Origin of the sequence: Haloferax chudinovii (assembly GCF_042663345.1) — an archaeon.
Lineage (GTDB): Archaea > Halobacteriota > Halobacteria > Halobacteriales > Haloferacaceae > Haloferax > Haloferax chudinovii.
Genome location: NZ_JBHTAB010000002.1, coordinates 58,642 through 82,327, shown reverse-complemented (window position 1 = coordinate 82,327; position 23,686 = coordinate 58,642). Strand labels below are relative to the sequence as shown.

Here is a 23,686-nt window from a genome sequence, read left to right as displayed (position 1 = left end):
GCGGGACTATGAGCGACGAGCACGCCGGGGATTCCGGCGACGACTCGCGTCCGAATTCGGACGCGCGACCTATCGTCTATGATCTCGCACCGAACTGTACCGCCGACGACGTCGAGACCGACGCGTACTACCACGCCGTCGTCAACGGCGTCGTGGAGTACGGCATCTTCGTTGACATCTCCGACTCCGTCTCCGGTCTCATCCACGAGTCCAACCTCTCGGCGGACTACGAGGTCGGCGACCGACTGGTCGTCCGCCTCGAATCCGTCCGCGAGAACGGCGACATCGCGTTCGCCGAGGACACGCCGGACGACTACCGCACCCTGACCGTCGACCACGAGCCGACCATCACGCCTATCTCCAGTCTCTCGGTCGGCGAGTCGGTCACCGTCGAGGGCGTCGTCACGCAGATCAAACAGACCGGCGGCCCGACCGTCTTCCGCATCGCCGACGACTCCGGCATCGTCGCCGCCGCCGCCTTCGAAGAGGCCGGCGTCCGCGCGTTCCCCGAAGTCGACCTCGACGACGTGGTCCGCATGGCCGGCACCGTCGAAGACCACGAAGGCACCCGCCAGCTCGAAGTCGACGGCCTCACCGTCCTCGACGACGAGACCGCGGCCGACGCCCGCCAGCGCATCGACGCCGCGCTCGACGAGCGCGCCGAGCCGGAGCCGGTCGAGCCGCTCGTGGAGTGGGCGGCGTTCGAGAAGCTCCGCGACGACCTCGAAGACGTGGCGCGCCTGCTCCGCCGGACGGTCCTCGAAGGCCGCCCGATTCGCGTCCGCCACCACGCCGACGGCGACGGCATGTGCGCGTCCGTCCCGGTCCAACTGGCCCTCGAACGGCTTATCACGGAGACCCACGACGACCCCGACGCGCCGCGACACCTGTTCAAGCGCCTCCCGAGCAAGGCCCCGTTCTACGAGATGGAGGACGTGACCCGCGACCTGAACTTCGCGCTCGAAGGGCGCGCCCGCCACGGCCAGCGGCTTCCCTTCCTGCTCATGCTCGACAACGGGTCGACCGAGGAGGACGTGCCTGCCTACGAGAACCTCGCGCACTACGACGTGCCCATCGCGGTCGTCGACCACCACCACCCCGACCCGGAGGCGGTCAACCACCTCCTCGACGCGCACGTCAACCCGTACCTCCACGACGAGGACTACCGCATCACGACCGGCATGATGTGCGTCGAACTCGCGCGGATGATTCACCCCGACGTGACCGACGAACTGCGTCACGTCCCCGCCGTCGCCGGGCTGTCTGACCGCTCGAAGGCGGAGGTCATGGACAACTACATCGCGCTCGCCGAAGACGAGGGCTACGACCGCGAACAGCTCCTCGACGTGGGCGAGGCGCTCGACTACGCCGCCCACTGGCTTCGCTACAACGACGGCGCGTCTATCGTCAACGACGTGCTCAACGTCGGCTGTGACGACGAGAAGCGCCACCGCGAACTCGTCGAGTTCCTCTCGACGCGCGCCGAGCGCGACGTCGACCGCCAGCTCGAAGCGGCCGAGCCGCACCTCGAACACGAGCGCCTCGACAGCGGGGCCAACCTCTACCGCATCGACCTCGACAAGTGGGCCCACCGCTTTACCTACCCCGCGCCGGGCAAGACCACGGGCAAGCTCCACGACCGCAAGGTCCAGGAGACGGGCGAGCCGGTCATCACCATCGGCTACGGGCCCGACTTCGCCGTCCTCCGCTCCGACGGCGTCCGCCTCGACATCCCGCGGATGGTCGCCGAACTGAACGAGGAGGTCGTCGGCGGCGGCGTCTCCGGCGGCGGCCACCTCGTCGTCGGCTCCATCAAGTTCGTCAGCGGCATGCGTCAGGAGGTCATCGACAGCCTCGTCGAGAAGATGGCCGAAGCCGACATCGACGAAGAGCTGTCGACGACGGCGTAAGCCGGCGTTCGACGCACGGACTGCGGCCGCTCATTTTTCGAACTCCAGTCGCCTGAGCGCCGCGAGTCCGGCGACGACCGCGAGGGCGGCCGCGGCGACGAGTCCCGGGTTCGACTCGCTCCCGCGCCCGCTGGCCCGCCAGTCCGCCGCGAACGCCTCGCGGAAGTACGCCGCGGCGGCCGGGTCCGACAGCGCGAGGACGACTTCGCGGTTCTCGCGGGCTGAGTGCCGATTCCAGTTGAGACTGCCGACGAGCGCGGTATCGTCGGCGACGACGCCCTTCGCGTGAATCGCGCCGTACCGTCCGCCGGGTCGCGCGAGCCGAACCGAGAGCGGACTCCCGGTTCTGTCGGCCCACTCGTTCAGCCGCTCGGCGAGCGCGCGGTTCTCCTCCTCGTCGTACCACGCGCTCCCGAGGAGGAGTCGGACGCGGACGCCGCGGCCGGCGGCGCGCTTGAGCGCGCGGACGAACGGGCCGTCGGCCTCGACGGTCGGCTGTAGCACGTCGATTCGGCGCTCGGCGGCGTCAAGTCGAGAGACAACTGCGGACTCCGCGTTGTCGGGCGCGCGGAGGACGGACACGCGGTCGACGCGAACCGATTCGGGCGCGACGCGCGAGGGGTACGAGCCGTTCGCCGACTCGGTGCGGACGAACGACCGACCGACGCGGTACGTCTCCCACGGAGCGGTCTCGGGGAGGCTGGCGTCGTCTTCGAACGTGGCCGCGAGGTCGGCCGCGACGCCCGGCGAGCGCACGACGACGCCCCAGCCGCGGCTCTTTCGGCCGCCCGTCCCCGCGGGCTTCCAGTTTTCGGTCATCACGAGCGCCGCGTCGTCGACGACGGCGTACTTCGGGTGGTGAAACGAGTGGGGGTCGCCGACGACGCGGACCGAGACGCCGGCGTCGACGAGGCGGTCGAGGACGCGCGCGGACCGTCGCGGGAAGCCGCCGACCGGGCTGTCCTCGACCAGTACCTCGACCCGCACGCCGCGCTCGCGCGCGGCGACGAGTTCGTCCGCGACGCGCGCGGAGGAGACGACGTAGCCGGCGAGCAGAATCCGCTCGTCGGCCGACCGGAGCGTCGTTATCGGGCGGTCCGGCGAGTCGGGGAGCACGAACAGGGTCGCGTTCGCGGGGCCGTGGGTCGTGACGTTGCGCCGCGGGAGCGCCCGCGGCCACCACGACCACGCGCCGTCTCGCCGTTCGAGGAGCGCGCCCTCGCGGCTCCGGTCGTAGCTGAGGCGGTCGGCGACGACGCCGTTTCCGCGCTCGCCGTCGTCACCGACGACGCGGAGCGTGACCGTCTCGCCGCCGTTCGCGAGGTCGAGACCGGACCCGACGACGGGGTGGGCGGTCAGGTTCGACGCCGCGGACGGGTCGGTGGCGACGGCGACCGTGCCGCCCGGCGCGACGAACGAGACGGTCTGCTCCCCGTCGGACAGCGAGAGGTCGGTTCCCGCGGGCGCGGCGACGGCGACGAACTCGCCGCGGTCGTCGGGCGTCGCCGGATCGGGGAGCGCGGAGACGATGCGCGGTTCGCCCGATGCCGATGGGTCGTCGGGAGTGGCCGATTCGGTCGCGTTCTCCGACCCCGGCGCGGCCGCTATCGGCGCGGGGACGACGGCCGCGGCCGCGAGCAGGACGACGAGCGAGGCGGCGAACGCGGCGGTGAGTGGCCAGCGGGACACACCCCGCGCTGGGCCCGTTCGCCTACAAAAACGTTCGCGACCGGGGACTCAGCGCGGGTGACTGCGGGAGAAATAGAACGACCGGGGGACCGCAGAACCGCCGGGGTGGCGCGTCGGTCGTGCGGCCTCAGACGGTCGCTTCGGCCTCGACGTCGTCGCCGAGGAACTCGGCGGCGAGCTCGGACTCGCGTTGGACGAGGAACGAGCGGTCGTCTGCGTAGCCGGCGGCCGCGTCGAGCGCGTCCTTCGTGCCGATCTGCCGGAGCGCCCACGCGGCGCTGGCGCGGACGGAGTCCACGTCGTCGTCGGCGACGACGTCCGACAGCGGTTCGACGGCGCGGGTGTCGCCGATGAGGCCGAGCGCGCGCGCGGCGGCCGAGCGGACGTTGTCGTTCTCGGTGACGAGCTTGTTCGCGACGGGCTGGGTCGCCTCCTCGGAGCCGATTTCGCCGAGCGCCTTGAACACGACCTTCTGGAGCGCGGGGTCGCTGTCGGTGTCGACGTAGTCGACGAGCATCTCCACGCCCTCCTCGGCGGCCATCTTGCCGATGGCCTTGATGACGTCCTTGTCGCGGCGCTTGGCCTGCCCCTCGATGGTCTCGTAGGCGCGGTCGTCGTTCATCCGCGTGAACGCCTCGATGCAGTACTCCTGCATGAAGTCGGACTGGAAGCTCTCGAAGGCGAGCGCGATCATCTCGACGTTGCCGCGCTTCTCGTGTTCCTTCAGCGCCGACAGCTCCGGCGGGTAGTCCTTGTAGTGGCCGAGCACGTCGTAGAAGCCCTGCACTTGGAGCTTCTCGCGCGTTTCGAGGTCGTCCCACTCCTGGGCGTCGTCGAGGCCGTCCGCAAGGCCGTCGGCGACCTCGATGAGGTCCGCGATGGTTTCTGCGTTCTCGTCGGCGTCGAGGGCGGCGGCTTCGACGGCCGAGACGGCGGCGTCGACGGCGGCGGTGAGCGCGTCCTCGTCGTCGCCGTCGACCGAGACGCTCGCGTCGAGCACGCCGTTGAACTCGTCGGCGAACGTCTCGACCGCGGCGACGATTTCGCCTTCGCCCTGCTCGGTCCACCGAGTGTCCGTGATGGTGGACGTGGCTTCGTCGAGCGTCTCGACGGCGTCTTCGGCGTAGGGACCGCGCTGGGATTCGAGGTCGCCGCGCAGGTCGGACAGGCGCGATTCGAGCTCCTCAGCGGGGTCTTCTTCGTCTTCGTCGTCCGGTTCGGGCAGGTCCGCGGCCTCCACGTCGGCGTCGATGTCGTCGAGCGTGGCCTCGACCTCGTCGAGGTCGGCTTCGGTCTCGGCCGCGTCGAGAGCCTCCTCGGCCTCGGTCAGGCGCTCGTCGAAGCTCTCGGGCGAGAGTTCTGTCGTATCGTCGTCCCCGTCACTCATATGCCGAAACTCCGTTCGACTGTAAAAAGAGCGTTTCCCTTCGCTCCGCGTCTCCCGGCGGGACCGACCGGTGGCCGCCGTCGCGAGAGCGCGGTCGGGCGCTGGGTCGCAGTCGAGGAGCCGAAACCGGACTGCATCACCGGAACCGAGGGGGGTTTTCCCGCCCCCGCCCAATCGGGGTCGATGACGGACACGCTCTTCACGCCGCTTTCGCTCCGCGAGACGGAGGTCCCAAACCGAATCATGGTCTCGCCGATGTGCCAGTACTCCTCGACCGACGGGTTCGCCGACGACTGGCATCTCGTCCACCTCGGCAGTCGGGCCGTCGGCGGCGCGGGCATCGTGATGTCCGAGGCGACGGCCGTCTCGCCCGAGGGGCGCATCACGCCGAACGACCTCGGCATCTGGTCGGACGACCACGTCGAGAAGCTCCGCCAGATAACCTCGTTCGTCTCGTCGATGGGAAGCACGCCGGCCATCCAACTCGCCCACGCGGGCCGGAAGGCGAGCACGTCCCGGCCGTGGGAGGGAGGCGAGCCGGTCGCGCCCGACGACGGCGGGTGGACCACCGTCGCCCCGAGCGACGCGCCGTGGCCCTACGAGGGCGAGGCCCCGCCGACCCGAAAGCTGTCGACCGACGGCATCGCGGGCGTTGTCGACGACTTCCGCGCCGCGGCCGAGCGCGCCCTCGACGCCGGCTTCGAAATCGCCGAGGTCCACGCGGCCCACGGCTATCTCCTCCACGAGTTCCTCTCGCCGGTCACGAACCGCCGCGACGACGAGTACGGCGGCTCGTTCGAGAACCGGACGCGGCTCGTCCGCGAGGTCACGGACGCGGTCCGCGAGGTCTGGCCCGACGACAAGCCCGTCTTCGTCCGCATCTCGGCGACCGACTGGCTGGACGACCGCGAGTCGTGGGACATCGAGCAGTCGGTCCGCCTCGCGGCCGACCTCGACGACCTCGGCGTCGACCTCGTCGACGTGAGCGCCGGCGGCATCCACCCCGACCAGCGGATTCCGAACACCGGCCCCGGCTATCAGGTCCCCTTCGCGGAGGTCATCCGCGAGGAGACCGACGCGATGGTCGGCGCGGTCGGCGGCATCCGAACCGCGCGCCACGCCGACGAGGTCGTTCGAAACGGCCGGTCCGACCTCGCCATCGTCGGCCGCGAGCATCTCTACGACCCGTACTTCGCGCTCCACGCCGCAGACGAGCTCGGCGCAGACGTGGAGTGGCCGTCGCAGTATCAGCGCGCCGTCCCGCGTCGGTAAGGGAGGGACGCTCGAACCGCACTGAGTCTCCACTCCCTCGAACGCTTATCCCCGCGGCGACCCAATCGTGGCGCATGAGCGACCGACGACGCGACGACGACATCCTCGACGTACTCGACGAACTCGGGGACACGCTCGACGAGCTCGGCGCGGAACTCCGCGAGGAGCGCAACCGGGGCCGCAACCGGGGCCGCGACCGCGACCGGGGTGTCTCCGGCGACGACCGATTTCGGCCCCCGCGCCCGCCGAGGTTCGGCGAGGTTCTGCGGTTCACCGAGTCGTACACCATCCCGACGGTCATCGCCGTCCTCGAAGCGACTATCGCCTCTCTCGAACTGCTACGCCGCCTCATGCGGCTTTCCGACCCCGGCCGCGCGATGGAAGACGCGCGGAGCGAGACGGAGTCACGAATGCGAACCGTCCCGAAGAGCGCCGTCTCCGGCGTCGACCGCGCCCTCGACGAACTCAGAACGGCGCTCTCGGAGGCCGACCTGCCGACGAACCCCGAGGCGCGCGACGTGATGGACCGCGCCCGCTCGCTGGCCGACGAACTCGACGCCCGAATCACCGAGGCCGAGCGCGAGCGAACCACCCGAGAGCGCCGCTGGCGCGAGGACGAGCGCACGTTCGAATCCGAGTGGCAACGGCGCGACGACGCTCGGCGGTCCGGCGACGAGAACCGGGTCTCCCGCGACCCAGAGCCGGTCGGGACGGGACCGGTCCGAATCGACGTGACCGAGGAAGCCGGCCCGGACGGCGGGGACGACGAGAGTGACGAGCCGACCGTCGACGTCGACGCCGAACTGGAGTCGATCAAGCGCGAAGTGAAAGGCGAGGACGAAGACGACGGGGCCGACGCGGACGCGGGCGACGAACCGAGCGACCGCTGAGAGCGATACCCTCGGAGTTTTGATTTCGACTCAGCGCGCCAGTCGCACGTCCACGCGGACCACGTCGCCGACCCACGCCGAAAGCGCGAGGAGCGCGACCCCCGCCCCGCCGGCCACGAGCACGGGCGTGAACTGCACGCCGTTGACGAGGACGAAAAGCGCGAACAGAAGGGAGATGACGCCCACGAGCGCCACCGCCGACGCCGCCCCGAGCCGCCACCACGCGAGGTCGGTCGCCTCCGAGCTCTCGCGGACGACTCGGGCCACGCCCGCGGCGACGACGCCGAGGCCGACGAGATAGGCGGCGAACAGCACGTCGGAGCCCGCGCCCGCGGGGCCGACTGCGGCTTCGATGGCGTCGAAGCCGACGATGAGCAGGTAGGTCGGCAGTTGGAGCGGTTGGAACTGGACGCCGTAGCCGAGGCCGTACAGCCCGGCCAGTACCGCCGTGGCGACCGCCGCGTCGCGCGCGACGGAGACGCCGCTGGTGCGGTTCATACGCGAGAGAGGAGGTGTAGTTATATCAACACTCGCCCGCTCAGAGCGGTTCGAAGCGGTAGCCGTCCCACTCTTGACTCGCGGGCTCGCGGATGCCCGCACCGGGCTCGCGGAGTTCTTCGCAGTAGACCGGGCGGACCTCGTCGCCGATGTCGACTTCGTCCGCTCCCGTGACCTGCCCGATTGCGCGGACAGGCTCGTCGTCCACGTCGAACTCGACGATGGCGAGCGTGTTGGGCTGTCGGACGCCCGGCGGCGTCGCCGTCGATTTCGTCCACGTCAGCACCGTCGCCGTGTAGTCGCTGAGGTCGACCGTGCCGACCGGCTCCTCGCCGCCGGGGCCGACCGGGTGGCCGGGGTAGGTGATGCTCCCGTCGGGGTAGCGGTACGCCTCCATCGCGGGTTCGTCGTCGGACATTATCGGGACTCCATGATGGTCGTGGTCACGCAGTTGCCGAAGCCGCCGACGTTGCACGCGAGGCCCACGTCGGCGTCGACCTGCCGCTCGCCTGCGTCACCGATGAGCTGTTTGTAAATCTCGTACACCTGCGCGACGCCCGAAGCGCCGAGGGGGTGGCCCTTCGACTTCAGGCCGCCGGACGTGTTGATTGGGAGGTCGCCGTCGCGGTCGGTGACGCCCTCGTCGACCGCCTTCCAGCCCTCGCCCTTCTCGAAGAAGCCGAGGTCCTCCGACTGGAGGAACTCGAGGATAGTGAACATGTCGTGGAGTTCGGCCACCTCGACGTCGTCGGGTTCGAGGTCGGCCATCTCGTAGGCGATGTCCGAGGAGTTGACGACGCCGCCCATCGTGGTCGGGTCGGCGCGCTCGTGGACGACGTGTGTGTCCGTCGCGCCGCCGATGCCGGAGATGACGGCGTAGTCGTCGGTGTACTCGCGGGCGACCGACTCGGGGCAGAAGACGAGCGCCGCCGAGCCGTCGGTGATGGGACAGAAGTCGTAGAGGCGAAGCGGGTCGGCGACGACCGGCGAGTCGAGGACGGTGTCGAGGTCGACCTCCTTGCGGAACTGGGCGTGGGGGTTGTCCACGCCGTTTTTGTGGTTCTTGACGGCGACCTTTCCGAGCGACTCCCGGGGGGCGTCGTAGGTGTCGAGGTAGAGGCGGGCGGTCAGCCCCGCGAAGGAGGGGAGCGTCACGCCGTGTTTGTACTCCACCGGGTGGGTCAGCGAGGCGATGACGTCCGTCGCCTCGGCCGTCGAGCGGTGGGTCATCTTCTCGCCGCCGACGAGCATCGTCATGTCGGACGCGCCGGAGGCGACCGACTGCCACGCGGCGTAGACGCCCGCGCCGCCGGACGAGGAGGTCTGGTCGATTCGGGCGGTGTAGGCGGGCATCGCCGCGAGGTCGTGGGCGAGGGCGTTCGGCACGCCCGTCTGGCCCTCGAACTCGCCGCTGGCCATGTTCGAGACGTAGAGGTGCTCGATTTCGTCGGGCGAGACGTCGGCGTCCGCGAGCGCGGCCTGCCCCGCCTCCGCGAGCAGTTCGCGAATCCACGCGTCCCGCTGGCCGAACTGGGTCATCGATGCACCGATAATCGCTACGCGGTCCATACGCGCACGTCGTCGCACCGCGATTTAAAACCGGGCAATCCCTCGCCGACGCGTCTCAAACCGTTTATCAGGCGCTCGCCCGAACGACCGGCCATGGACGCCGAACGCCTCGCGCCGACGGTCGGAATCGTCGGCGCGCTGCTGCTCGCACTCACCATCGCGATTCCCGCCGTCACCGTCGAGGCCGGGGACGGACAGGTGGCCGCCTACTACGCCGCGGGCCCGGTCGGTATCTCGTTCGTCGGGATGCTCGCGCTCCTCGAAACCGTCGTCTTCCTCTCGGGCAGACAGGAGCGGACCGACCCGGCGACGGCCGCCGGACTCGCCTTCGTGCTCTCGCTTTCGATGCTCGGCGTCGCCGCGCTGTGGTCGTTCTCCATCGACCCGACGCTCCTGTTTAGCTTCGACCAGCAGTACTCGTGGCTCACCTACCACCGCTGGTCCGTGGTGGCCGCCGCGTTCGTCACGTTCGTCGGTGGCGCGTGGTACGCCCGCGGCGTGCTGTAAGCCGACCGGACGGAACGAAAGCCGACTTCTCGCGGGCGCGTCGCGTCGAACCACCCCGACGGTGTCCCCCGATTTTCCCGCCTCCGAGTCGAAAGGCCCTTAACAGTCGGTGGACAATGAGGGAGTGGACTAGGTCGGGCAGTTAGGCCCTGCTCTCTACCCGCGAAATAGGTCTTCAGCGGGGACCGAACACGGGCGCGTCCGGTCAGACCGGCGCGGGCCCCGGAAGCCAACGTAGAAACCTCGTCCTTCGGGGACAGCGGCTCCGCGTACCCCTTCCGCAGGGAAGGGTTCGCGCGGTTCATCGGCGGTACCCCGCCAGGCGCGGAAGCGAGCAGCGGACCATCGGACGTGCGTCGCTCGAGGGATCGCGGGGTGGAGGAGGCAACCGGGATTCCCCACGTCGGAACGCCGGGCAACCTCGTTGTCCACCCATTCATACCTCATTCAGTCACCCGCCGACCAACTGGTCTCTCGGTCGTAAACCCGCGCACCAGCCCTCGAAACCGCGTTCTGGCGCCGTCACCTACCGCGTGAGCGGCCGCTGACGGTCGGTACTCGCCGGGCGTGAAAAGACGTACAAAGGGGGCTGTGTCCCCGGACCGACGCTTACTGTTTGTTCTCGGCTTCCGTCTCGGTCGCTTCGACTTCGTCCGCCTCGGCCTCGTCTTCGTCCTCGTCTTCGTCCTCGTCGTCGTCCGCCTCTGCGCCCTTCTCCAGTTCCTCTTCGATTTCCTCGCGGCCGCGGCGGAACTCGCCCATCGCCTGCCCCGACGACCGGGCCAGTTGGGGGAGTTTGTTCGCGCCGAACAGGAGGACGACGATGAGCAGGACGATGAGGAGTTCTGGGCCGCCCGGGAGTCCGGGGAACAGCGGAATGGAATCCAGCATTACGTCCGGTTACGTTCGGGAGGAAGATAAGACAGACGGTCCGTGGTGGTGCGTCGAATCCGTCGCAGTCCGCGTGTTTCGGGACTTGTGGGTGTTCACACCCGCGGCGAGGAGAAGGTCGTGGTCGACGGCACCGGTCGCCCGTCACCCGACATCACCCCGACGTCATCGGGCCACCCCGATGGTACGCCCGCATCACCGCCAACTGGTCCAGCCGCCGTCGACGACGATGGACTCGCCGGTGACGTACTTCGAGAGGTCGCTGGCGAGGAACACCGCCACGCCGGCCACGTCGTCCGGTTCGCCCTGCCGACCGAGCGGAATCATCGCGTTCAACTGCGCCGTCTGCTCCTCGCTCGTCTCCTCGGCCCCTTCCGGGCCGATTTTCGTCTTGATAGCGCCGGGGTGAATCACGTTCACCCGGACGCCGTCCTCGCCGAGCCCGTGGGCGAGCGAGTACGAGAGCGTCCGGACGGCCCCCTTCGACGCGCTGTACGACGGGTAGTTGCCGTTGCCGAAGATGCCGTTGACGCTGGAGACGTTGATGATGCTTCCCCCGCCGGACTCGACCATCCGCGTTGCCGCCGCCTGCGCCCCGAAGTACACGCCCTTCAGGTTGATATCTATCATCTGTTGGAACTCGGCTTCGGTGACATCGAGGAACTCCTCGGGCCGCCAGATGCCGGCGTTGTTCACCATCACGTCCACGCCGCCGAACGCCTCGGCGGCGTCCATCGCCGCCTCGAACGCGGCCGGGTCGGTCACGTCGAGTTCGACGTACGTCGCCGACGAGTCGGTGTCCGACTCGATTTTCTCGTGGGTGGGCGCGCCGCCCTCCTTCGGCTCTTCGCGGATGTCGCAGACCACCACGTCCGCGCCCTCCTCGGCGTAGGCCAGCGCGATTCCCCGTCCGATTCCCGAGCTACCGCCGGTGACGACCGCGACGCGGCCGTCGAGCAGACTCATGTGTAATGCACCTCACACGAATATGGTCGGAACGATAGTTAAGGATAGTCGCCGATTCCGACGGGGTGAGAGCCACCGGAGTCGAGGCTCGATGAATAGCGGTCCGGAGAAGATGCACCGGCTGGGAATCGAACCCAGATAATTGGCTTGGAAGGCCAATGTCTTACCATTAGACCACCGGTGCTCATTTCATTCGCACCGTGCATCGACGGACTTCGGCCGTCTCAACACCGGTGCACTCGTTCGTCCCTCACTCGTGCACCGAGCCTTGGACTCGTTTCACTCGTCCAAGACACCGGTGCCCGCGTGTGGTATCTATTTCCTCATTCTCGACGCCCCAATAAGGATGTTACCTTTTCGGTCAGGCGGCGAGGGAGGTCGATTCGCCGCCCGCTCCGGGGTTGTCGGGGGCGCTCCCGACCACGTCGAACTCGAACTCGGCCTCGGCCTCAGCTTCGGCTTCCGCCTCTGGCTTCTGCTCCGCGCCGACCGTCGTAATCGGCACGTCCGTCCCCGACTCGCTCACGACGGGCTTGAGGATGTACTTCCCGCTGTTGCCCGCTTTGAACGCGGTGATGTCGAAGACGAACTCCACGGACTCGCCGTTGCCGACTTCGAAGTCCGTGGTGAGCTGAAGCTTGTTGCTCGGGAGCTTCACGTTGACCTGTTCGCCGGTCTTCAGCGTCCCGTTCACGTCGCTCACGTGCACGAAGACCTTCGTGTAGTTGCCTTCCGGCACATCGTACTCGCCGACGAGACTTGCGTTCTCGCCCTGCAGTTCGGTCAGGTCGACGGTCGCGTTGTCGACCTCGTAGGTGACGCTCGACTCGCCTTCGGCCGCGTCGGTGTCGTTCACGTCGGCCGATTCGATGTTCGCGTCGGCATCAGCGTCGGCGTCGGCATCGGCGTCAGCGTCGACCGACCCGTTGGTCGAGGCGGACCCGTTCGTCGCGTTCGCCGTCGCGTTGGCTTCGATTTCCACCTCGACGCTCGCGTTCGTCTCGGCGTCGGCGTCGGTTTCAGTCTCAGTTTCCGTGTCGGTTTCAGTCTCAGTTTCCGTGTCGGTTTCAGTCTCAGTTTCCGTGTCGGTTTCAGTCTCAGTTTCCGCGTCGCCGGCGTCGGCTTCAGCCTCGCCCTCGGCCTCCGCGTCACCGTCCGCGCGGACGAGCGTCACGCGCTCGATGGTGACGTTGAGGTGTTCGAAGTCAGCGATGGCGTTCTGCTCGTCGCTCACGTAGAAGTTCACGGTCCCGGTCCGGGCCGCGTCGCCGCCGTCGGACGACGCGGTCGTCGTCGCGTCGGCGCTCCCGTCTGTCTGCGTCTCGGTCATCGTGCCGGCCCCGCCCGCGCAGCCGGCCAGTACGACCATGAGCGCGAGCAGGACAGTCGCAAGTCCAGTACGTTTCATCGTGGGAGACCGTACTGGCCGAGAGAACTTTAGAGGGGTGTTCGTACGCGTCGGTTCTCACCGAATTTCGCCGAATTACGGTCTCAGTCGTCCGCGTGCGACTCCTTGAACTGCTTTGCCTTGTCGAGCAGGCCGGGCGAGATACCGGGCACGTCGTCGACGCTCACCGCGCCCTCGGCGCGAATCTCGTCGAGGCTCTTGGGGAACTCGCGGAGCTCCATGTGGATGGCGATGCCGGCCTTCGCGCCCGTGCCCATCGCCACCGGAATCTGGTTGTGACCGGGGGTGATGTCGCCGACCGCGAACACGCCGTCGACGCTGGTCCGGCCGTGGTCGTCGACGGGGACCGTCCCGTCGTCGTCGAGGTCCACGTCGAGCGCCTCGAACAGCGTCGTGTTGTAGTTCGAGCCGTACATGGCGAAGCCGCCTTTGTACTCGCGGACGGTGCCGTCTTCGAACTCGAAGCTCTCCAGCCAGCCGTCGTCCCGCTTCGCCATGCCCGAAATCTCCGCTTCGACGATGTCGACGGGGTGCGCGCGGACGAGTTCGTCCGTCTCGTCGGACCACGTCGGCTCGTCGCCGCGAAGTAGCAGGTCCACCTCGTCGGTGAAGTTGAGCATAATCATGGCGACGTAGGCCGCGGAATCCGAGTGGCCCATCACGTACACCGACTCGTCGACGAACATGTAGGCGTCGCAGTGCAGGCAGTAGTGCAGGCCCTTGCCGGTGCGGGGAAGCGGCGGGTCGGGTCGCTCGTCGTTGAAGCCGACGCCGAGGACGACGCGCTCGGCGACGAACGCGCCCTCGTTGCCGACGAGGCGGAACCGACCGTCGTCCAACCGCTCGGCGTCGGTCACGAAGTCGCGGTGGATGTCGGTCCCGTAGTCTTCGAGTTGCCCGCGCGCGGTTTCGAGGAACTCGTTGCCGGAGACGTCCTCGGTGACGCCGATGACGTTGTGCGTGTCGAGCATCATGGCCGCGCGGCCGCCGCCGCGGTCCACGAGCGCGGTGTCGTGGCCCAGTCGCGTCGTGTAGAGCGCGGTCTGCAGTCCCGCGGGGCCGCCGCCCACGACGACAACCTCGTACTCCCGTGGTTCGTCGGTCTCGGTCATACACGGGCATTCGTCGCGGCGCTCTTAAGCCCACATCACCTGTGCGCGGCCGGCATCCACCCGAACCGCGTTAGCAAGTGACGCGGTTCGCGGCGACCGGACCCGCCCGCACCCCTCAGCGGCCGGTGACGACGGCGTAGCAGTTCCCGCTTGAGACCGTCGATTCGACCACCGAGAGGTCGCTCGCGTCGAGGTCGGCGTCGAACTCGTCGGGCGCGTAGATGTGGTAAAATCGGGGGACCGTCTCGCCGCCGGGGAGCGTCCAGTCGACCGTCGTGTCGAACCCCGCCTCGCGGTCGAACGCGTCGTGGGCGGTGCTCCACGCGCTGACGACCGCGCGGCCGTCGGCGTCGAGCACGCGCGCGAGTTCGTTCAGGCTGGCCACGCGCGCCGCTCGCGGCGCAAGGTGGTGAATCGTCGCCACGTACACCGCGAGGTCGAACGCGTCGGCGGCGAAGGGGAGCCGCGAGGCGTCGCCCTGCACGAGCTCGGCGTCGAAACCGCGTTCCGCCGCCCGCGCGACCGCCTCGTCGAGGAGGCCGCGGCTCACATCGAGGCCGACGACTTCCTCGGCGTGCGCGGAGAGCAGTTCCACGTGCCGACCGTTTCCACAGCCGAGGTCGAGCGCGCGTTCGGCCGGCCCCGACTCGGTCGCGTCGGCGACGAACGACTCGACTTCGGGCCACGGGTACTCGCGGGTCGACGCGAAGTGCGACGCGATGCGGTCGTACGTCTCGCGGACCTCGTCTCGGGGTTCGTCTCCGTCCATGCCGGTCGGTCGGGGTGGCGGGACAAAGGCCGTACGGGTCGCGGGCGACCGCATCCGCGGGCGTCTCCGCCCCGGTGGCGGCGGGAGCCGCGGCGTCAGATGAACATGAACGTCACGTAGGTGATGACGAGCAGGACGGCGGCGTGCTTGACGCCGTCGGCGACCTGTCCCTCACCGAGCTGTCCGGCGACGAGCCCCGAACAAAGCCCCTGAATCGACGTGACGTGGAAGAACAACAGCGTGTACGAGGCCGTGTTCACGTCCCGGAGCCCGGAGAACGTCCCCGAACTGACGCCCGCGACCTCGCTGGAGCCGACGGCACCGGCGCTGGCCTGCTCGACCGCGGGGATGAACGACACCGTCAGCGCGGCGACGATACCGAGGAAGACGAAAAACGAGATGTAGATGACGAGGAGGTAGGTGACCATCTCTTGGTTCCGCTCGCGGGCGAGGCGGCGGCTGTCTTGGGCCTCGTTGGCCGCGATGCGGAGCACGGGCGCGAGGTCGCCGCTGGCGCTCATCGCGTTGGCGATGAGCGTCACCGACCGCGACACCATCGGACTCGCCGTCCGGCGGTCCATCCGCCGGAGCGCGGTCTGGGCGTCGGCCCCCCAGTCGATGTCGCGGACGACGCGTTCGACCTCGTCGCCGAGCGGCCCGAGGTCCGACGCCGACACCCGGCGGAGACTCTGGACGACCGTCAGGCCGGCCTCGTTGACGCTGGCGAGGCGGTCGAGGAAATCGGGCATGCTCTTCTCGATGGTGCGAATCCGGCGCTTTCGAACCTCGTAGAACGCCGCGACGACGGCGAGCGCGCCGATTGCGGCCTCGACGACGTGTTGGTCCGCCGCGCCGGCGACGTCGAATATCGTGGGGTCCGCGGGGAGCGTGGTCCGTAGCGCGACCCAGACCAACCCCAGCGGGACGGTGAGCGCCAGCGCGGCGAGCGGCTTGCGTCCGAGGCTATCGAGCGGGCGGTCGAACCAGTCGCGAACCGCACGGAAGCGGTCGTAGGCGGCGAGTCGCTCGCGGTTCGCGCCCCACGGGTCGCCCCGGACGTCGGTCTCGCCGCCGTCAGTTGCGGGTGGCCCCCCGCCGCCAGCGGGTGCGCCGGTGCGGTGAGCCGAGTCGCTCGCGGTATCCGCGCCGTCGTCCGCGACCGTCGCGCCCCGGAGCGACTCGGTGATGCTGTCGATGTAGACGACGAACCCGAAACTCGCCAGCGGGATGCCGACGTAGCCGACGATGCGGATGAGCGCCAGCGTGTCCGTGAGGACGAGGCCGATGACGACGAGGACGGTGATGAAAAACAACGGGCCGGCGACGAGGACGGTGACGTACACCTCCGCGAACGTCGAAAGCAGGTCGAGGTACTGCTGTTGTTGGGCTTCCGCCTCCGCCTGAAACCGCTCGTACTGCTCTTGGAGGAACGACGAGAGGTTGCGGCCGCTCCCGAGGACGCTCGCGAGGTTCTCGGCGAACTCTTCGAGGCCCGGACTCGGCGTCCGCGTGGCCATCGACTGGAGAGCCGTGAGTACGTCGGTGCCGAAGGCGTCCATGTCGCGGACGACGATGCCGACCTCGCGCGCCCCCTCACCGTAGATGGCCTCGTTTCGGGCCAGCGTCTCCAGCACCTTCGGGAACGGCATTCCCGACCGCGACAGCGCGAAGACGAACGCGACCGTCCGCGGGAGCGTCGCCTCGATTTCCGACGAGCGGGTCCGCGCCCGCTCGGTGAGGACGTACCACCGACCCCAGTAGACGCCGAGCGCGAGGAGCGTCCCGAGCGTCGCGCTCGAAAGTAGAAGCGCGAGAAACAGGTCGCGGAGGGGGAGCGCCTGAATGCTGGTGAGGCCGCCGAGGAAGCCGAGCGGGGCGGGGAGGGCCGCTCGAATCGTCTCGGACTGAACGGCGAGGGTGTCGAGCGTCGCGGCGGCGAGATAGACGCCGAAGACGCTCCCGGCGACGCCTGAGACGCCTGCCATGAGGAGCGTCCGCGAGGCGTACACCCGGTGTGTGACGCTCACGTGCGCCGCCCGCAGTTGGTTTCGCTGTCCCTTGCGCCGGGGGTTCTCGTTGGCGACGTAGAACCCGAAGACGGAGAGCGCGACCCGCGAGACGAGGAGGTCGGCAGAGCGGCTTACCGGCGACAGCACGACCGGGAGAACGAGGAGGACGGCGAGGGCGAGGGGAAGCAGGAACAGAGACTGCGCGGCGGGCATCTCAGGCCTCCGGGCCGGCGTCGACGATGTCCTCGTCGGCCTCGACGCGCCGCATCACGTCGTCGGCGTCCGCGTAGTACTCGTTGATGAGCGCGGTAAAGCGCCGGTAGTCGGAGACGCCCTTGTCGAGGAGGTACCGGAGGAACGTCTCGCGTCGCCGGAGTTCGCGCCGGAGCTCGGTCCGCGACCAGCCGTTCTCGCGCTGAATCTCGGTGAGAAGCGAGCTGTCGTTCTGGCTGAACGTGTCGGTCTCGGGCTCCCACGCGAACGCCGACGAGTAGTCGAGTTCGCCGGTCCGCTGGTCGATGTCGCCGATTTCGCCGATGGTCTGCGAGCGGCGGACGCGCTCGCCGCCGTGGCGGGTGAGCGTCTGGACGCAAAGCAGGTCGAGCGACTGCACCATCGCACGCGGGACGTTGATGGGCTCGTTTTCGAGGCGGTTGATGACCGTCTCGACGCTGTCGGCGTGCATCGTCGAGAACGTCGTGTGGCCGGTGTTCATCGCCTGAAACAGCGTCACGGCCTCGTCACCGCGCACCTCGCCGACGATGATGTACTCGGGGCGGTGCCGGAGCGCGGAGCGAAGCAGGTCGTACATCGAGATGTCGGTCCCCTCGTGGAGTCGCTCGCGGGTGACAGACGACAGCCAGTTGTCGTGGTAGAGCGCGAGTTCGCGGGTGTCCTCGATGGACAGCACCTTCGACCGCGGCGGGACGAACATCGACACCGCGTTCATCGAAGTGGTCTTGCCCGAGGCCGTCCCGCCCGCGAAGATGAGACTCTTGTTGTGTTCGATACAGAGCCACAGGTAGGCCATCTGCTCGATGGAGAACGTGCCGTAGCGCACGAGGTCGATGGGCGTGAACGGCTCTTCGGCGTAGAGGCGGATGGTGAACGCCGACCCCCGCGGCGTGACCTCCTCGCCGAGGGCCAACTCGGCGCGCGCGCCGTTCGGGAGCGTCGTCCCGAGGACGGGGTCGCCGACGCTGATGTGCTGGCCCGAGCGCTGGGCGAGTCGGATGACGTAGTTGTCGAGTTCCTCGGCCTCGAACGAGACGTTGGTGGCGATGTCGGTGTAGCCGTCGTGGTAGACGAAAAGCGGCAGGTCGTAGCCGTCACACGAGATGTCCTCGATGTGCGGGTCCTTCATCAGCGGGTCCAGCGGGCCGTAGCCGTGGAAGTCGCGCCGGAGGTAGTACAACAGCGTGTAGAAGGTGTTCATGTCGAGTTCCAGCCCGTACTGTTCGAGAATCGACTGGAGCTCCTCGACGAGCGCCGCCTCGGTCCGCGGGTCCGTCTCGGGGCGGTACAAAAGCGGGTCGCGGATGTCGGTGCGGACGCGTTCGAGTAGCGCCGCTTCGAACGCGTCGAGGTCGGGCTCGACGGTGTGGTACTGGTGGGCGGTCGCGTCCGTGTCGTAGGTGACGACGACGTAGGCGAAGGGGGCGTTGACCCAGTAGCGGTCGACCTCCTCGTGGCGCTCGGGAAGCTCGTAGGTTCCGAGCGGCGTGTCGTCGGGCGAAAGAGGGTGCACGTCGAGGTCAGACCCCCGCAACATCTCCGCGGTCCGGCGCAGGAGCCGCCGAGCCTCGGCGGTCGCGGCGTCGAACTCCCCGCCGGCGAGGAGTCTCAACACTCCTCTGTCGGCCGGCGAGTCGCGTATCGCCTTCGTCTCAGTGGTCGTATCTCGTGGCATCGTCACCCGGTCAGTTGCTCGAGACGTATGGCGGGTCAGTACTTAAAAGGTCCGCGCGGGAGACTGTCACTCGGGGAGAACGACCGACTCGCGGCCTCGGCTCAGGTCCGGTCGACGGTCAAGAGGACGCCGGCGAGGACGAGCGAGATGACGATACCGAGTGGGAGCGGAATGCCCGGGAGTCCGCGCGTCACGAGGAGGTACGTCGCCGCGGCGAAGACGACGCCGACGACGCCGAGGAGGCCCCCGAGGACCCGAACGGGGTCGACCGGGCCGGCCTCGACCCGCTCGTCGCGCAGGTAGTAGACGAGCGAGAACAGCACCGCGAGCGCGAGGACGGCCGCGCCGACGAGCCACGTCTGGTAGGCGACGGCGACGGTCTGCCCCGACTGGAGCGACAGCGCGGAAAGCGGGCTTCTGATTGCGACTCCGCTGGAGAGCCCCCACGCGAACTGAATCTCGGCGAAGGGGAACCGGACGAAAAGCAGGCTCACGCCCGAGACGCTCGGCGTGTACGTGACGTTCCACGGGAGGAGCGCGCAGAGCCACGTCGAGACGACGGCCAGCGCACCCGCGTGTTCGGAGCGGACCCAGACCATAGGACAATCGCACGGTCTGATAGGTAAAAACTACCGACGGCGCGGGCACGTCGGCGAGGCGGCGCGGCCGCAGGCGACCCCCGGACCGGTCGACCCCTCAGGAGAGTCGTTCGGGGTCGTGGGTCAGGTCGCTCTCCGCGGCGTCGCCGGTGTTTCGAGTCTCGGTCGGCTCGACGAGGAGCACCTCAGTCGGTTCGAGCGCCACGGGGCGGTGTTCGACGCCGCGGGGGACCACGAGCAGGTCGCCCGGCCCGAGGTCCGCGTCGTCGCGGTCGCGGAACTCGATTCGGAGCCGCCCCTCGCGGACGAGAAACAGCTCGTCGGTCTCGTCGTGAGCGTGCCAGACGAACTCGCCGTCGAGCTTCGCGACCTTCACCGCGTAATCGTTCAGCTCCGCGGCGATTCTCGGGGCCCACGTCTCGTCGAACGACGCGAAGCTCTCGTCGAGGTTGACGGGTTCCATACGCGGTTCGCTCGCGGCGACGGCGGATAACCGTTGTGACCGACGCGGGGGCGGCCGGCGTTCGCTCGACGCGTCCCGAGCGCGGCGGCCGGACCCGACGACAGCGGCGTTTCCGCGTCGAATCGGCGCATTCGGTCGGTTTCGACCCCGGAACCACGGTTCGGGTGGCGTCACGTTAATAGGCCGCGCAGTCCAACAGAGGGTACGGAATGCGGCGTGATTACTTCGAACTCGATGTCCGCGACGTCGATTGGTACGAGGACGACGGCGACCCCCGCCAACCGACAGTATCTATCGACTTCTACGGCCCGGCCGAGGAGCTTCGGTCTCGGTTCCTCTCGACCAGCGGCGACGTGCTCGCCGCGGAGGAACTGGACGTCTCCTTTCGGTTGCAAGACTCCGTCGACGACGACGACGCCCGCGGCGTCGTGAGCGTGACGGACCGACTGACCGGCGACTACGTCCTCGAACTCAACGCTCGGGCTGAGGACGTACTGGACTTCATCCGCGCGGCCCGCGAGTACGGGCGCGTCGCGGGCGACGACGAGGGGCGCTACCGCGTCGACGTGGCCATCGAGGGGGACCACTTCGAGACCTTCGAGAAATCGACGTTCCTCGTCTACGACGGCGACGGGACGCTCCTGCGGAGCCAGAGCCTCATCCCTTCGGGCGTCGAACTCTGAGGGGGCTCGCCGAGTCGACGGCGCGGACGACGCTCTCTCTCGATACGTTCCTCACGCTCGTTCGTGTACGATATCGGGCCGAACCACGTCTTCTTTACCGACCGCTCCCACAGAGAGTACCGTGAGAAACGTAACCGACCGCACGAGAAACCCGTTCGACATGCGACCGTCGTGTGACCGGTACGTCCCCGGCTACGGCGACGCCAACGCCGACTTCCACGTCATCGGCGACCACCCCGGCGTCCACGGGGGCGTCGAGACCGGCATCCCCTTTTCGGGGGAGGCGGGCGAGCGGCTGTTCCCGGCGCTCGAAGACGGCGAGTTGCTGGCCGAGACGGGCGACGAACCGACGGTGAACAGCACGTTCCTCTCGTATCTCCACATGTGCGTCCCGGACGGGACGCCGTCGGCGGCCGACTACACCGACATGGAGCGGTTTTTCGACGCGGAGCTCCGCGCTATCGCCGCCCACGTCCTCCTGCCGGTCGGCGCGGTGGCGACGAAGCACGTCCTGAACAACTACACGTCCGTCGGCTGGAAGACCGACGTCGACATGGAGACGCTCCACGGCGAGGAACTCCGCGGGAGCGGCTTCCTCGTGTTACCCATCAAGGACCCCGCCGAGTGGGACGACGGCGACCACGACGAACTCGTCGCCGGCCTGCTAGAACTGCAGTCGACCGACTTCCGCCGCGAATCCGATCTCGGCCGTTTCATGCCCGGTGCCGACCCGTATCTGGTCAGATAGCCTGTTTTCGGCCGTATTCGACCCTCGTCCGCGGATTCGATAGATTCTTCACGATTCTGCCGTTCGTTCGTCCAGTAACAAACATGAAGGTTACCATATGTACAGTTGGTAGGGCTAAATGACTCACATAAGAGCATATTTATCCAGTCGTTCTGGAGGCCGTGGTTCTAATTGGCGATAACAAAGGACTTTTTACAACTAGTGTCCAACGTGGTGTTGACGCGCGTGGTTCGATTCACTTCCGCCGGGCGCGTCAGGCAGCTGTGAGACTGGTGCTCCTCACAGTGGCTTGGTCAGTCCGGGGACCTGCGCTCGGCCGCGGTCCCCGCTCTTAACTCAGACGCGAGCGACAGCTCGGTGTCTCGCCGTCACGTGACCGCGTACCCACGCTCCGAGCGCGTCGTCTCTCCGCCTCCGATTAGAGCTTATCCGCGAGTCGCTTGAGCGCGCCGTATCCGTGCTCCGTGACCGGCTCGCCGTGGCCCACCGCGACGACGTCGACCGGCGGGCACCGCGCCGCGAACTCGCGGACGCTCCGCCTGTTCTCCGCGGCGTCGGTCGCGATGAACCCCGGCAGTAGCCCGAGACGCCCGTTCGACTCGCGGACCATGTCGCCGACGAACGCGACGCCGTGGCCCTCGTGGACGAACGCGGTGTGACCGGGGGTGTGTCCCGGCGTCCGGTACGCGACGAAACCGCCGAGTTCGTCGCTGTCGCGGACGACCTCCACGGGGTTCGTCGGTCGCTCGACGAACGACGCGAGCGCGCGCTGTGCGGCGCTTTTCAGCGAGCTGAGCGACGGCTTCGACGCGCCGGTCAGATGCGAGGCGTCGGGCTCGGCGAGATGAATCGGAACGTCGTCGCGGAGGCTGAGCGAGGCGAGCGTCCCGACGTGGTCGAGGTCGAAGTGCGTCACGAGCACCCGGTCGATAGCGCCGGGGTCGAGGTTGACGCGGGCGAGGCCCCGAAGCAGTCGGTCGCGGTCCCACGGCGTCCCGGCGTCGACGAGCACTGTCTCCGACCCGTCGGAGACGAGGTACGCGTTCACGCCGCGGAGTCGGAACCGCCGGACCGAGGCGGTCGGAATGGTCATATCAGTCCGTCGGGCGCGAGCGACAAAAATCGTGGGCGAGGGCGGTCCCGCGCCGCGGCGACTACCGCGAGGCGAAGAGGTACCAGCCGGCGTCGACGACGAAGCCGCCGGCCCCGAGGAGCGGGCAGACGACGAAGCCGAGGAGGTCGACCGCGACGGGTCGCCCGACGCCGACCGCGCCGGCCGCCACGAGCGCCAGCGGGACGGCCGCCGCGAGCGCGTAGACCCACGTGGTCCACGCGTGGCCGAACCGGGAGATGACTCCCGCGAGCGAGACGGCGAGGAGCGTCGCCGCGACCGGGAGGGAGAGCACCGCCGGCGTCGCCGCGGCCTGCAGAGCCGCGAGAGACGGCAGGGACAGCGGCGACGACGCGAGGAGTCCCGCGGCGGGCGCGGCGGTGTCGAGCGACGCGAGCGCGGCCGCGAACCCCGCGCCGTCGCCCGCGAGGTGCCACGCGAAGCCGCCGAGATACGCGACCAGCGCGACGACCGAGACGCTCCAGCCGTACCAAAGCGGGTTCGTCGCGCCCGACGGGGACGCGGTCGCGGCCGACGACTCGGAACCGTCGCGTCCGCGTTCGAACCGGCCGGTCGTCCCGGTCCGACCAGAGCGACCGGACTCCGAGGTTCGGGTGCGGCCGCGCGACGACCCGCCCGCGGCCGACGACTGCGATGCGCTCGCGGTTCGCGACGACCCGGAGGCGCGCGACCGACTCGACCGAGACGAACTCGACGCGGACGACGACCGCCGAGAGGACGACGCGCGCTGGGAGGACGACCGGGAAGACGAGGACGACGACGAGGCCGACCGCCCGGTCGACGACCGTCCCGAAGCTGACCGCTCGGCCGACGACCGTCCCGAAGCCGACCGACCGCCGGTGTCAGACTCGCCGCGCCCGGCGTTCTCGCTGGCTTTTCCGGGGTACTTGAACTTCGTCAGGCCGTCGAGGCGTTTCTCGACGTACGCGCCGTGACCCATCCGGTCGTAGTCGGCGCGCTCGGCGTCGTCTGTGAGGACTTCGTAGGCCTTCCGGACGACGGTGAACTGCGCGGTCGCTCGCTCGTCGTCGTTGACGTCGGGATGGTACTCCCGCGCCCGCTGACGAAAGGCCTGTTTTATCTCCGCCGTCTCGGCGTCGCGTTCGACCCCGAGGAGTTTGTAGAAGTCCACCGGCATTCGACGTGCGATTCGATGCGCGGCCGGCTTTTGAATGTGTCGGGCGTCGGGACGGCGTTCGGGCCGCCGACTCGCCGATTGCCGGGCGACGCTCGGACGCCTCGCGGGACGTCGCCGCCCGTGGAGTCGGAATAATC

At 68.7% G+C, this 23,686-nt stretch carries 22 protein-coding genes, 1 tRNA gene and 1 other RNA gene; 7 read left to right on the top strand and 17 right to left on the bottom strand.

Annotated features, from left to right (window positions below; translation table 11 throughout):
- The first annotated feature begins 8 nt into the window (after window positions 1-8).
- Window positions 9-1,910 carry an exonuclease RecJ3 gene (gene recJ3 / locus ACFQI8_RS04605; RefSeq protein ID WP_390243080.1) on the top strand — a complete coding sequence of 634 codons (1,902 nt, stop codon included), beginning with the start codon at window positions 9-11 and terminating at the stop codon, window positions 1,908-1,910.
- Between the two features lie 30 nt (window positions 1,911-1,940).
- Here recJ3 and ACFQI8_RS04600 read toward each other — a convergent pair whose 3' ends face one another.
- Entirely contained in the window at window positions 1,941-3,599 is a 1,659-nt protein-coding gene (locus ACFQI8_RS04600; RefSeq protein ID WP_390243079.1) for a phospholipase D-like domain-containing protein, read from the bottom strand.
- Between the two features lie 127 nt (window positions 3,600-3,726).
- Window positions 3,727-4,986 (bottom strand): HEAT repeat domain-containing protein, encoded by a 1,260-nt coding sequence (locus tag ACFQI8_RS04595; RefSeq protein WP_390243078.1) that lies wholly within the window; start codon window positions 4,984-4,986, stop codon window positions 3,727-3,729.
- Window positions 4,987-5,169: 183 nt separating this feature from the next.
- Between ACFQI8_RS04595 and ACFQI8_RS04590 the strand changes: the two genes are divergently transcribed.
- The gene (locus ACFQI8_RS04590; protein WP_390243077.1) at window positions 5,170-6,258 is read left to right on the top strand and encodes an NADH:flavin oxidoreductase/NADH oxidase; all 1,089 of its coding nucleotides are present in this window, start codon (window positions 5,170-5,172) and stop codon (window positions 6,256-6,258) included.
- A gap of 74 nt (window positions 6,259-6,332) precedes the next feature.
- Entirely contained in the window at window positions 6,333-7,148 is an 816-nt protein-coding gene (locus ACFQI8_RS04585; RefSeq protein WP_390243076.1) for a DUF7547 family protein, read from the top strand.
- A gap of 30 nt (window positions 7,149-7,178) precedes the next feature.
- Here the strand turns inward: ACFQI8_RS04585 and ACFQI8_RS04580 are convergent, their stop codons facing one another.
- Genes ACFQI8_RS04580 through ACFQI8_RS04570 form a run of 3 tightly spaced genes read right to left on the bottom strand, consistent with a single transcriptional unit; the run spans window position 7,179 to window position 9,215 of the window.
- A complete protein-coding gene (locus ACFQI8_RS04580) occupies window positions 7,179-7,646 on the bottom strand; it encodes a hypothetical protein (protein WP_390243075.1) in 468 nt (155 codons plus the stop codon).
- Between the two features lie 40 nt (window positions 7,647-7,686).
- Window positions 7,687-8,064: an OB-fold domain-containing protein gene (locus ACFQI8_RS04575; protein ID WP_390243074.1), complete on the bottom strand. Its 378-nt coding sequence runs from the start codon at window positions 8,062-8,064 to the stop codon at window positions 7,687-7,689.
- Window positions 8,064-9,215, bottom strand: a complete 1,152-nt coding sequence (locus ACFQI8_RS04570; RefSeq protein WP_390243073.1) for a thiolase family protein — start codon at window positions 9,213-9,215, stop codon at window positions 8,064-8,066. Before ACFQI8_RS04570 ends, ACFQI8_RS04575 begins: the two co-directional genes overlap by 1 nt.
- Window positions 9,216-9,308: 93 nt before the next feature.
- Between ACFQI8_RS04570 and ACFQI8_RS04565 the strand changes: the two genes are divergently transcribed.
- Window positions 9,309-9,722 carry a DUF7548 family protein gene (locus ACFQI8_RS04565; RefSeq protein ID WP_390243072.1) on the top strand — a complete coding sequence of 138 codons (414 nt, stop codon included), beginning with the start codon at window positions 9,309-9,311 and terminating at the stop codon, window positions 9,720-9,722.
- A 122-nt stretch (window positions 9,723-9,844) separates the two neighbouring features.
- An RNA gene (gene ffs / locus ACFQI8_RS04560) (signal recognition particle sRNA) lies at window positions 9,845-10,156 on the top strand.
- A gap of 175 nt (window positions 10,157-10,331) precedes the next feature.
- On the opposite strand, the gene tatA is transcribed toward ffs, so the two are convergent.
- The 10 genes from tatA to ACFQI8_RS04510 all read right to left on the bottom strand — a co-directional run bounded on the left by tatA (window position 10,332) and on the right by ACFQI8_RS04510 (window position 19,848).
- A complete protein-coding gene (gene tatA / locus ACFQI8_RS04555; RefSeq protein WP_390243071.1) occupies window positions 10,332-10,613 on the bottom strand; it encodes a twin-arginine translocase TatA/TatE family subunit in 282 nt (93 codons plus the stop codon).
- 195 nt (window positions 10,614-10,808) lie between these two features.
- A complete protein-coding gene (locus ACFQI8_RS04550; protein WP_390243070.1) occupies window positions 10,809-11,579 on the bottom strand; it encodes an SDR family oxidoreductase in 771 nt (256 codons plus the stop codon).
- Between the two features lie 113 nt (window positions 11,580-11,692).
- Window positions 11,693-11,763: transfer RNA gene (locus tag ACFQI8_RS04545), tRNA-Gly, on the bottom strand.
- Window positions 11,764-11,940: 177 nt separating this feature from the next.
- The gene (locus ACFQI8_RS04540; protein WP_390243069.1) at window positions 11,941-12,987 is read right to left on the bottom strand and encodes a DUF4382 domain-containing protein; all 1,047 of its coding nucleotides are present in this window, start codon (window positions 12,985-12,987) and stop codon (window positions 11,941-11,943) included.
- 83 nt (window positions 12,988-13,070) lie between these two features.
- Window positions 13,071-14,099 carry an NAD(P)/FAD-dependent oxidoreductase gene (locus tag ACFQI8_RS04535; RefSeq protein ID WP_390243068.1) on the bottom strand — a complete coding sequence of 343 codons (1,029 nt, stop codon included), beginning with the start codon at window positions 14,097-14,099 and terminating at the stop codon, window positions 13,071-13,073.
- Window positions 14,100-14,214: 115 nt separating this feature from the next.
- Window positions 14,215-14,868, bottom strand: coding sequence for a class I SAM-dependent methyltransferase (locus ACFQI8_RS04530; RefSeq protein WP_390243067.1), 654 nt, complete (start codon window positions 14,866-14,868; stop codon window positions 14,215-14,217).
- A gap of 95 nt (window positions 14,869-14,963) precedes the next feature.
- On the bottom strand, window positions 14,964-17,090 hold the full coding sequence (locus ACFQI8_RS04525; RefSeq protein ID WP_390243066.1) for a type II secretion system F family protein: 2,127 nt from the start codon (window positions 17,088-17,090) through the stop codon (window positions 14,964-14,966).
- A 1-nt stretch (window position 17,091) separates the two neighbouring features.
- Window positions 17,092-18,786 (bottom strand): type II/IV secretion system ATPase subunit, encoded by a 1,695-nt coding sequence (locus tag ACFQI8_RS04520; protein ID WP_390243065.1) that lies wholly within the window; start codon window positions 18,784-18,786, stop codon window positions 17,092-17,094.
- 101 nt (window positions 18,787-18,887) lie between these two features.
- Window positions 18,888-19,385, bottom strand: coding sequence for a DUF7549 family protein (locus tag ACFQI8_RS04515; protein ID WP_390243064.1), 498 nt, complete (start codon window positions 19,383-19,385; stop codon window positions 18,888-18,890).
- 97 nt (window positions 19,386-19,482) lie between these two features.
- Entirely contained in the window at window positions 19,483-19,848 is a 366-nt protein-coding gene (locus ACFQI8_RS04510) for a cupin domain-containing protein (RefSeq protein ID WP_390243063.1), read from the bottom strand.
- Window positions 19,849-20,057: 209 nt separating this feature from the next.
- Here ACFQI8_RS04510 and ACFQI8_RS04505 point away from each other — a divergent pair, with 209 nt between their 5' ends.
- Together ACFQI8_RS04505 and ACFQI8_RS04500 are read left to right on the top strand one after the other, a co-directional pair.
- The gene (locus ACFQI8_RS04505) at window positions 20,058-20,531 is read left to right on the top strand and encodes a DUF5793 family protein (protein WP_390243062.1); all 474 of its coding nucleotides are present in this window, start codon (window positions 20,058-20,060) and stop codon (window positions 20,529-20,531) included.
- A 121-nt stretch (window positions 20,532-20,652) separates the two neighbouring features.
- The gene (locus ACFQI8_RS04500) at window positions 20,653-21,279 is read left to right on the top strand and encodes a uracil-DNA glycosylase family protein (RefSeq protein WP_390243061.1); all 627 of its coding nucleotides are present in this window, start codon (window positions 20,653-20,655) and stop codon (window positions 21,277-21,279) included.
- 418 nt (window positions 21,280-21,697) lie between these two features.
- On the opposite strand, the gene ACFQI8_RS04495 is transcribed toward ACFQI8_RS04500, so the two are convergent.
- Both ACFQI8_RS04495 and ACFQI8_RS04490 read right to left on the bottom strand, forming a co-directional pair.
- Entirely contained in the window at window positions 21,698-22,372 is a 675-nt protein-coding gene (locus ACFQI8_RS04495) for an MBL fold metallo-hydrolase (protein WP_390243060.1), read from the bottom strand.
- 61 nt (window positions 22,373-22,433) lie between these two features.
- The gene (locus ACFQI8_RS04490; protein WP_390243059.1) at window positions 22,434-23,549 is read right to left on the bottom strand and encodes a J domain-containing protein; all 1,116 of its coding nucleotides are present in this window, start codon (window positions 23,547-23,549) and stop codon (window positions 22,434-22,436) included.
- Window positions 23,550-23,686: the final 137 nt, after the last annotated feature.

Bases quoted from the DNA above. Each gene is read 5' to 3' on its own strand.
- ACFQI8_RS04570 (WP_390243073.1), bottom strand. From the start codon at position 9,215: ATGGACCGCGTAGCGATTATCGGTGCATCGATGACCCAGTTCGGCCAG.
- recJ3 (WP_390243080.1), top strand. From the start codon at position 9: ATGAGCGACGAGCACGCCGGGGATTCCGGCGACGACTCGCGTCCGAAT.
- ACFQI8_RS04585 (WP_390243076.1), top strand. From the start codon at position 6,333: ATGAGCGACCGACGACGCGACGACGACATCCTCGACGTACTCGACGAA.
- ACFQI8_RS04510 (WP_390243063.1), bottom strand. From the start codon at position 19,848: ATGGAACCCGTCAACCTCGACGAGAGCTTCGCGTCGTTCGACGAGACG.
- ACFQI8_RS04490 (WP_390243059.1), bottom strand. From the start codon at position 23,549: ATGCCGGTGGACTTCTACAAACTCCTCGGGGTCGAACGCGACGCCGAG.
- ACFQI8_RS04540 (WP_390243069.1), bottom strand. From the start codon at position 12,987: ATGAAACGTACTGGACTTGCGACTGTCCTGCTCGCGCTCATGGTCGTA.
- ACFQI8_RS04575 (WP_390243074.1), bottom strand. From the start codon at position 8,064: ATGTCCGACGACGAACCCGCGATGGAGGCGTACCGCTACCCCGACGGG.
- ACFQI8_RS04550 (WP_390243070.1), bottom strand. From the start codon at position 11,579: ATGAGTCTGCTCGACGGCCGCGTCGCGGTCGTCACCGGCGGTAGCTCG.
- ACFQI8_RS04495 (WP_390243060.1), bottom strand. From the start codon at position 22,372: ATGACCATTCCGACCGCCTCGGTCCGGCGGTTCCGACTCCGCGGCGTG.
- ACFQI8_RS04535 (WP_390243068.1), bottom strand. From the start codon at position 14,099: ATGACCGAGACCGACGAACCACGGGAGTACGAGGTTGTCGTCGTGGGC.
- ACFQI8_RS04565 (WP_390243072.1), top strand. From the start codon at position 9,309: ATGGACGCCGAACGCCTCGCGCCGACGGTCGGAATCGTCGGCGCGCTG.
- ACFQI8_RS04580 (WP_390243075.1), bottom strand. From the start codon at position 7,646: ATGAACCGCACCAGCGGCGTCTCCGTCGCGCGCGACGCGGCGGTCGCC.
- ACFQI8_RS04525 (WP_390243066.1), bottom strand. From the start codon at position 17,090: ATGCCCGCCGCGCAGTCTCTGTTCCTGCTTCCCCTCGCCCTCGCCGTC.
- ACFQI8_RS04530 (WP_390243067.1), bottom strand. From the start codon at position 14,868: ATGGACGGAGACGAACCCCGAGACGAGGTCCGCGAGACGTACGACCGC.
- tatA (WP_390243071.1), bottom strand. From the start codon at position 10,613: ATGCTGGATTCCATTCCGCTGTTCCCCGGACTCCCGGGCGGCCCAGAA.
- ACFQI8_RS04515 (WP_390243064.1), bottom strand. From the start codon at position 19,385: ATGGTCTGGGTCCGCTCCGAACACGCGGGTGCGCTGGCCGTCGTCTCG.
- ACFQI8_RS04590 (WP_390243077.1), top strand. From the start codon at position 5,170: ATGACGGACACGCTCTTCACGCCGCTTTCGCTCCGCGAGACGGAGGTC.
- ACFQI8_RS04520 (WP_390243065.1), bottom strand. From the start codon at position 18,786: ATGCCACGAGATACGACCACTGAGACGAAGGCGATACGCGACTCGCCG.
- ACFQI8_RS04595 (WP_390243078.1), bottom strand. From the start codon at position 4,986: ATGAGTGACGGGGACGACGATACGACAGAACTCTCGCCCGAGAGCTTC.
- ACFQI8_RS04505 (WP_390243062.1), top strand. From the start codon at position 20,058: ATGCGGCGTGATTACTTCGAACTCGATGTCCGCGACGTCGATTGGTAC.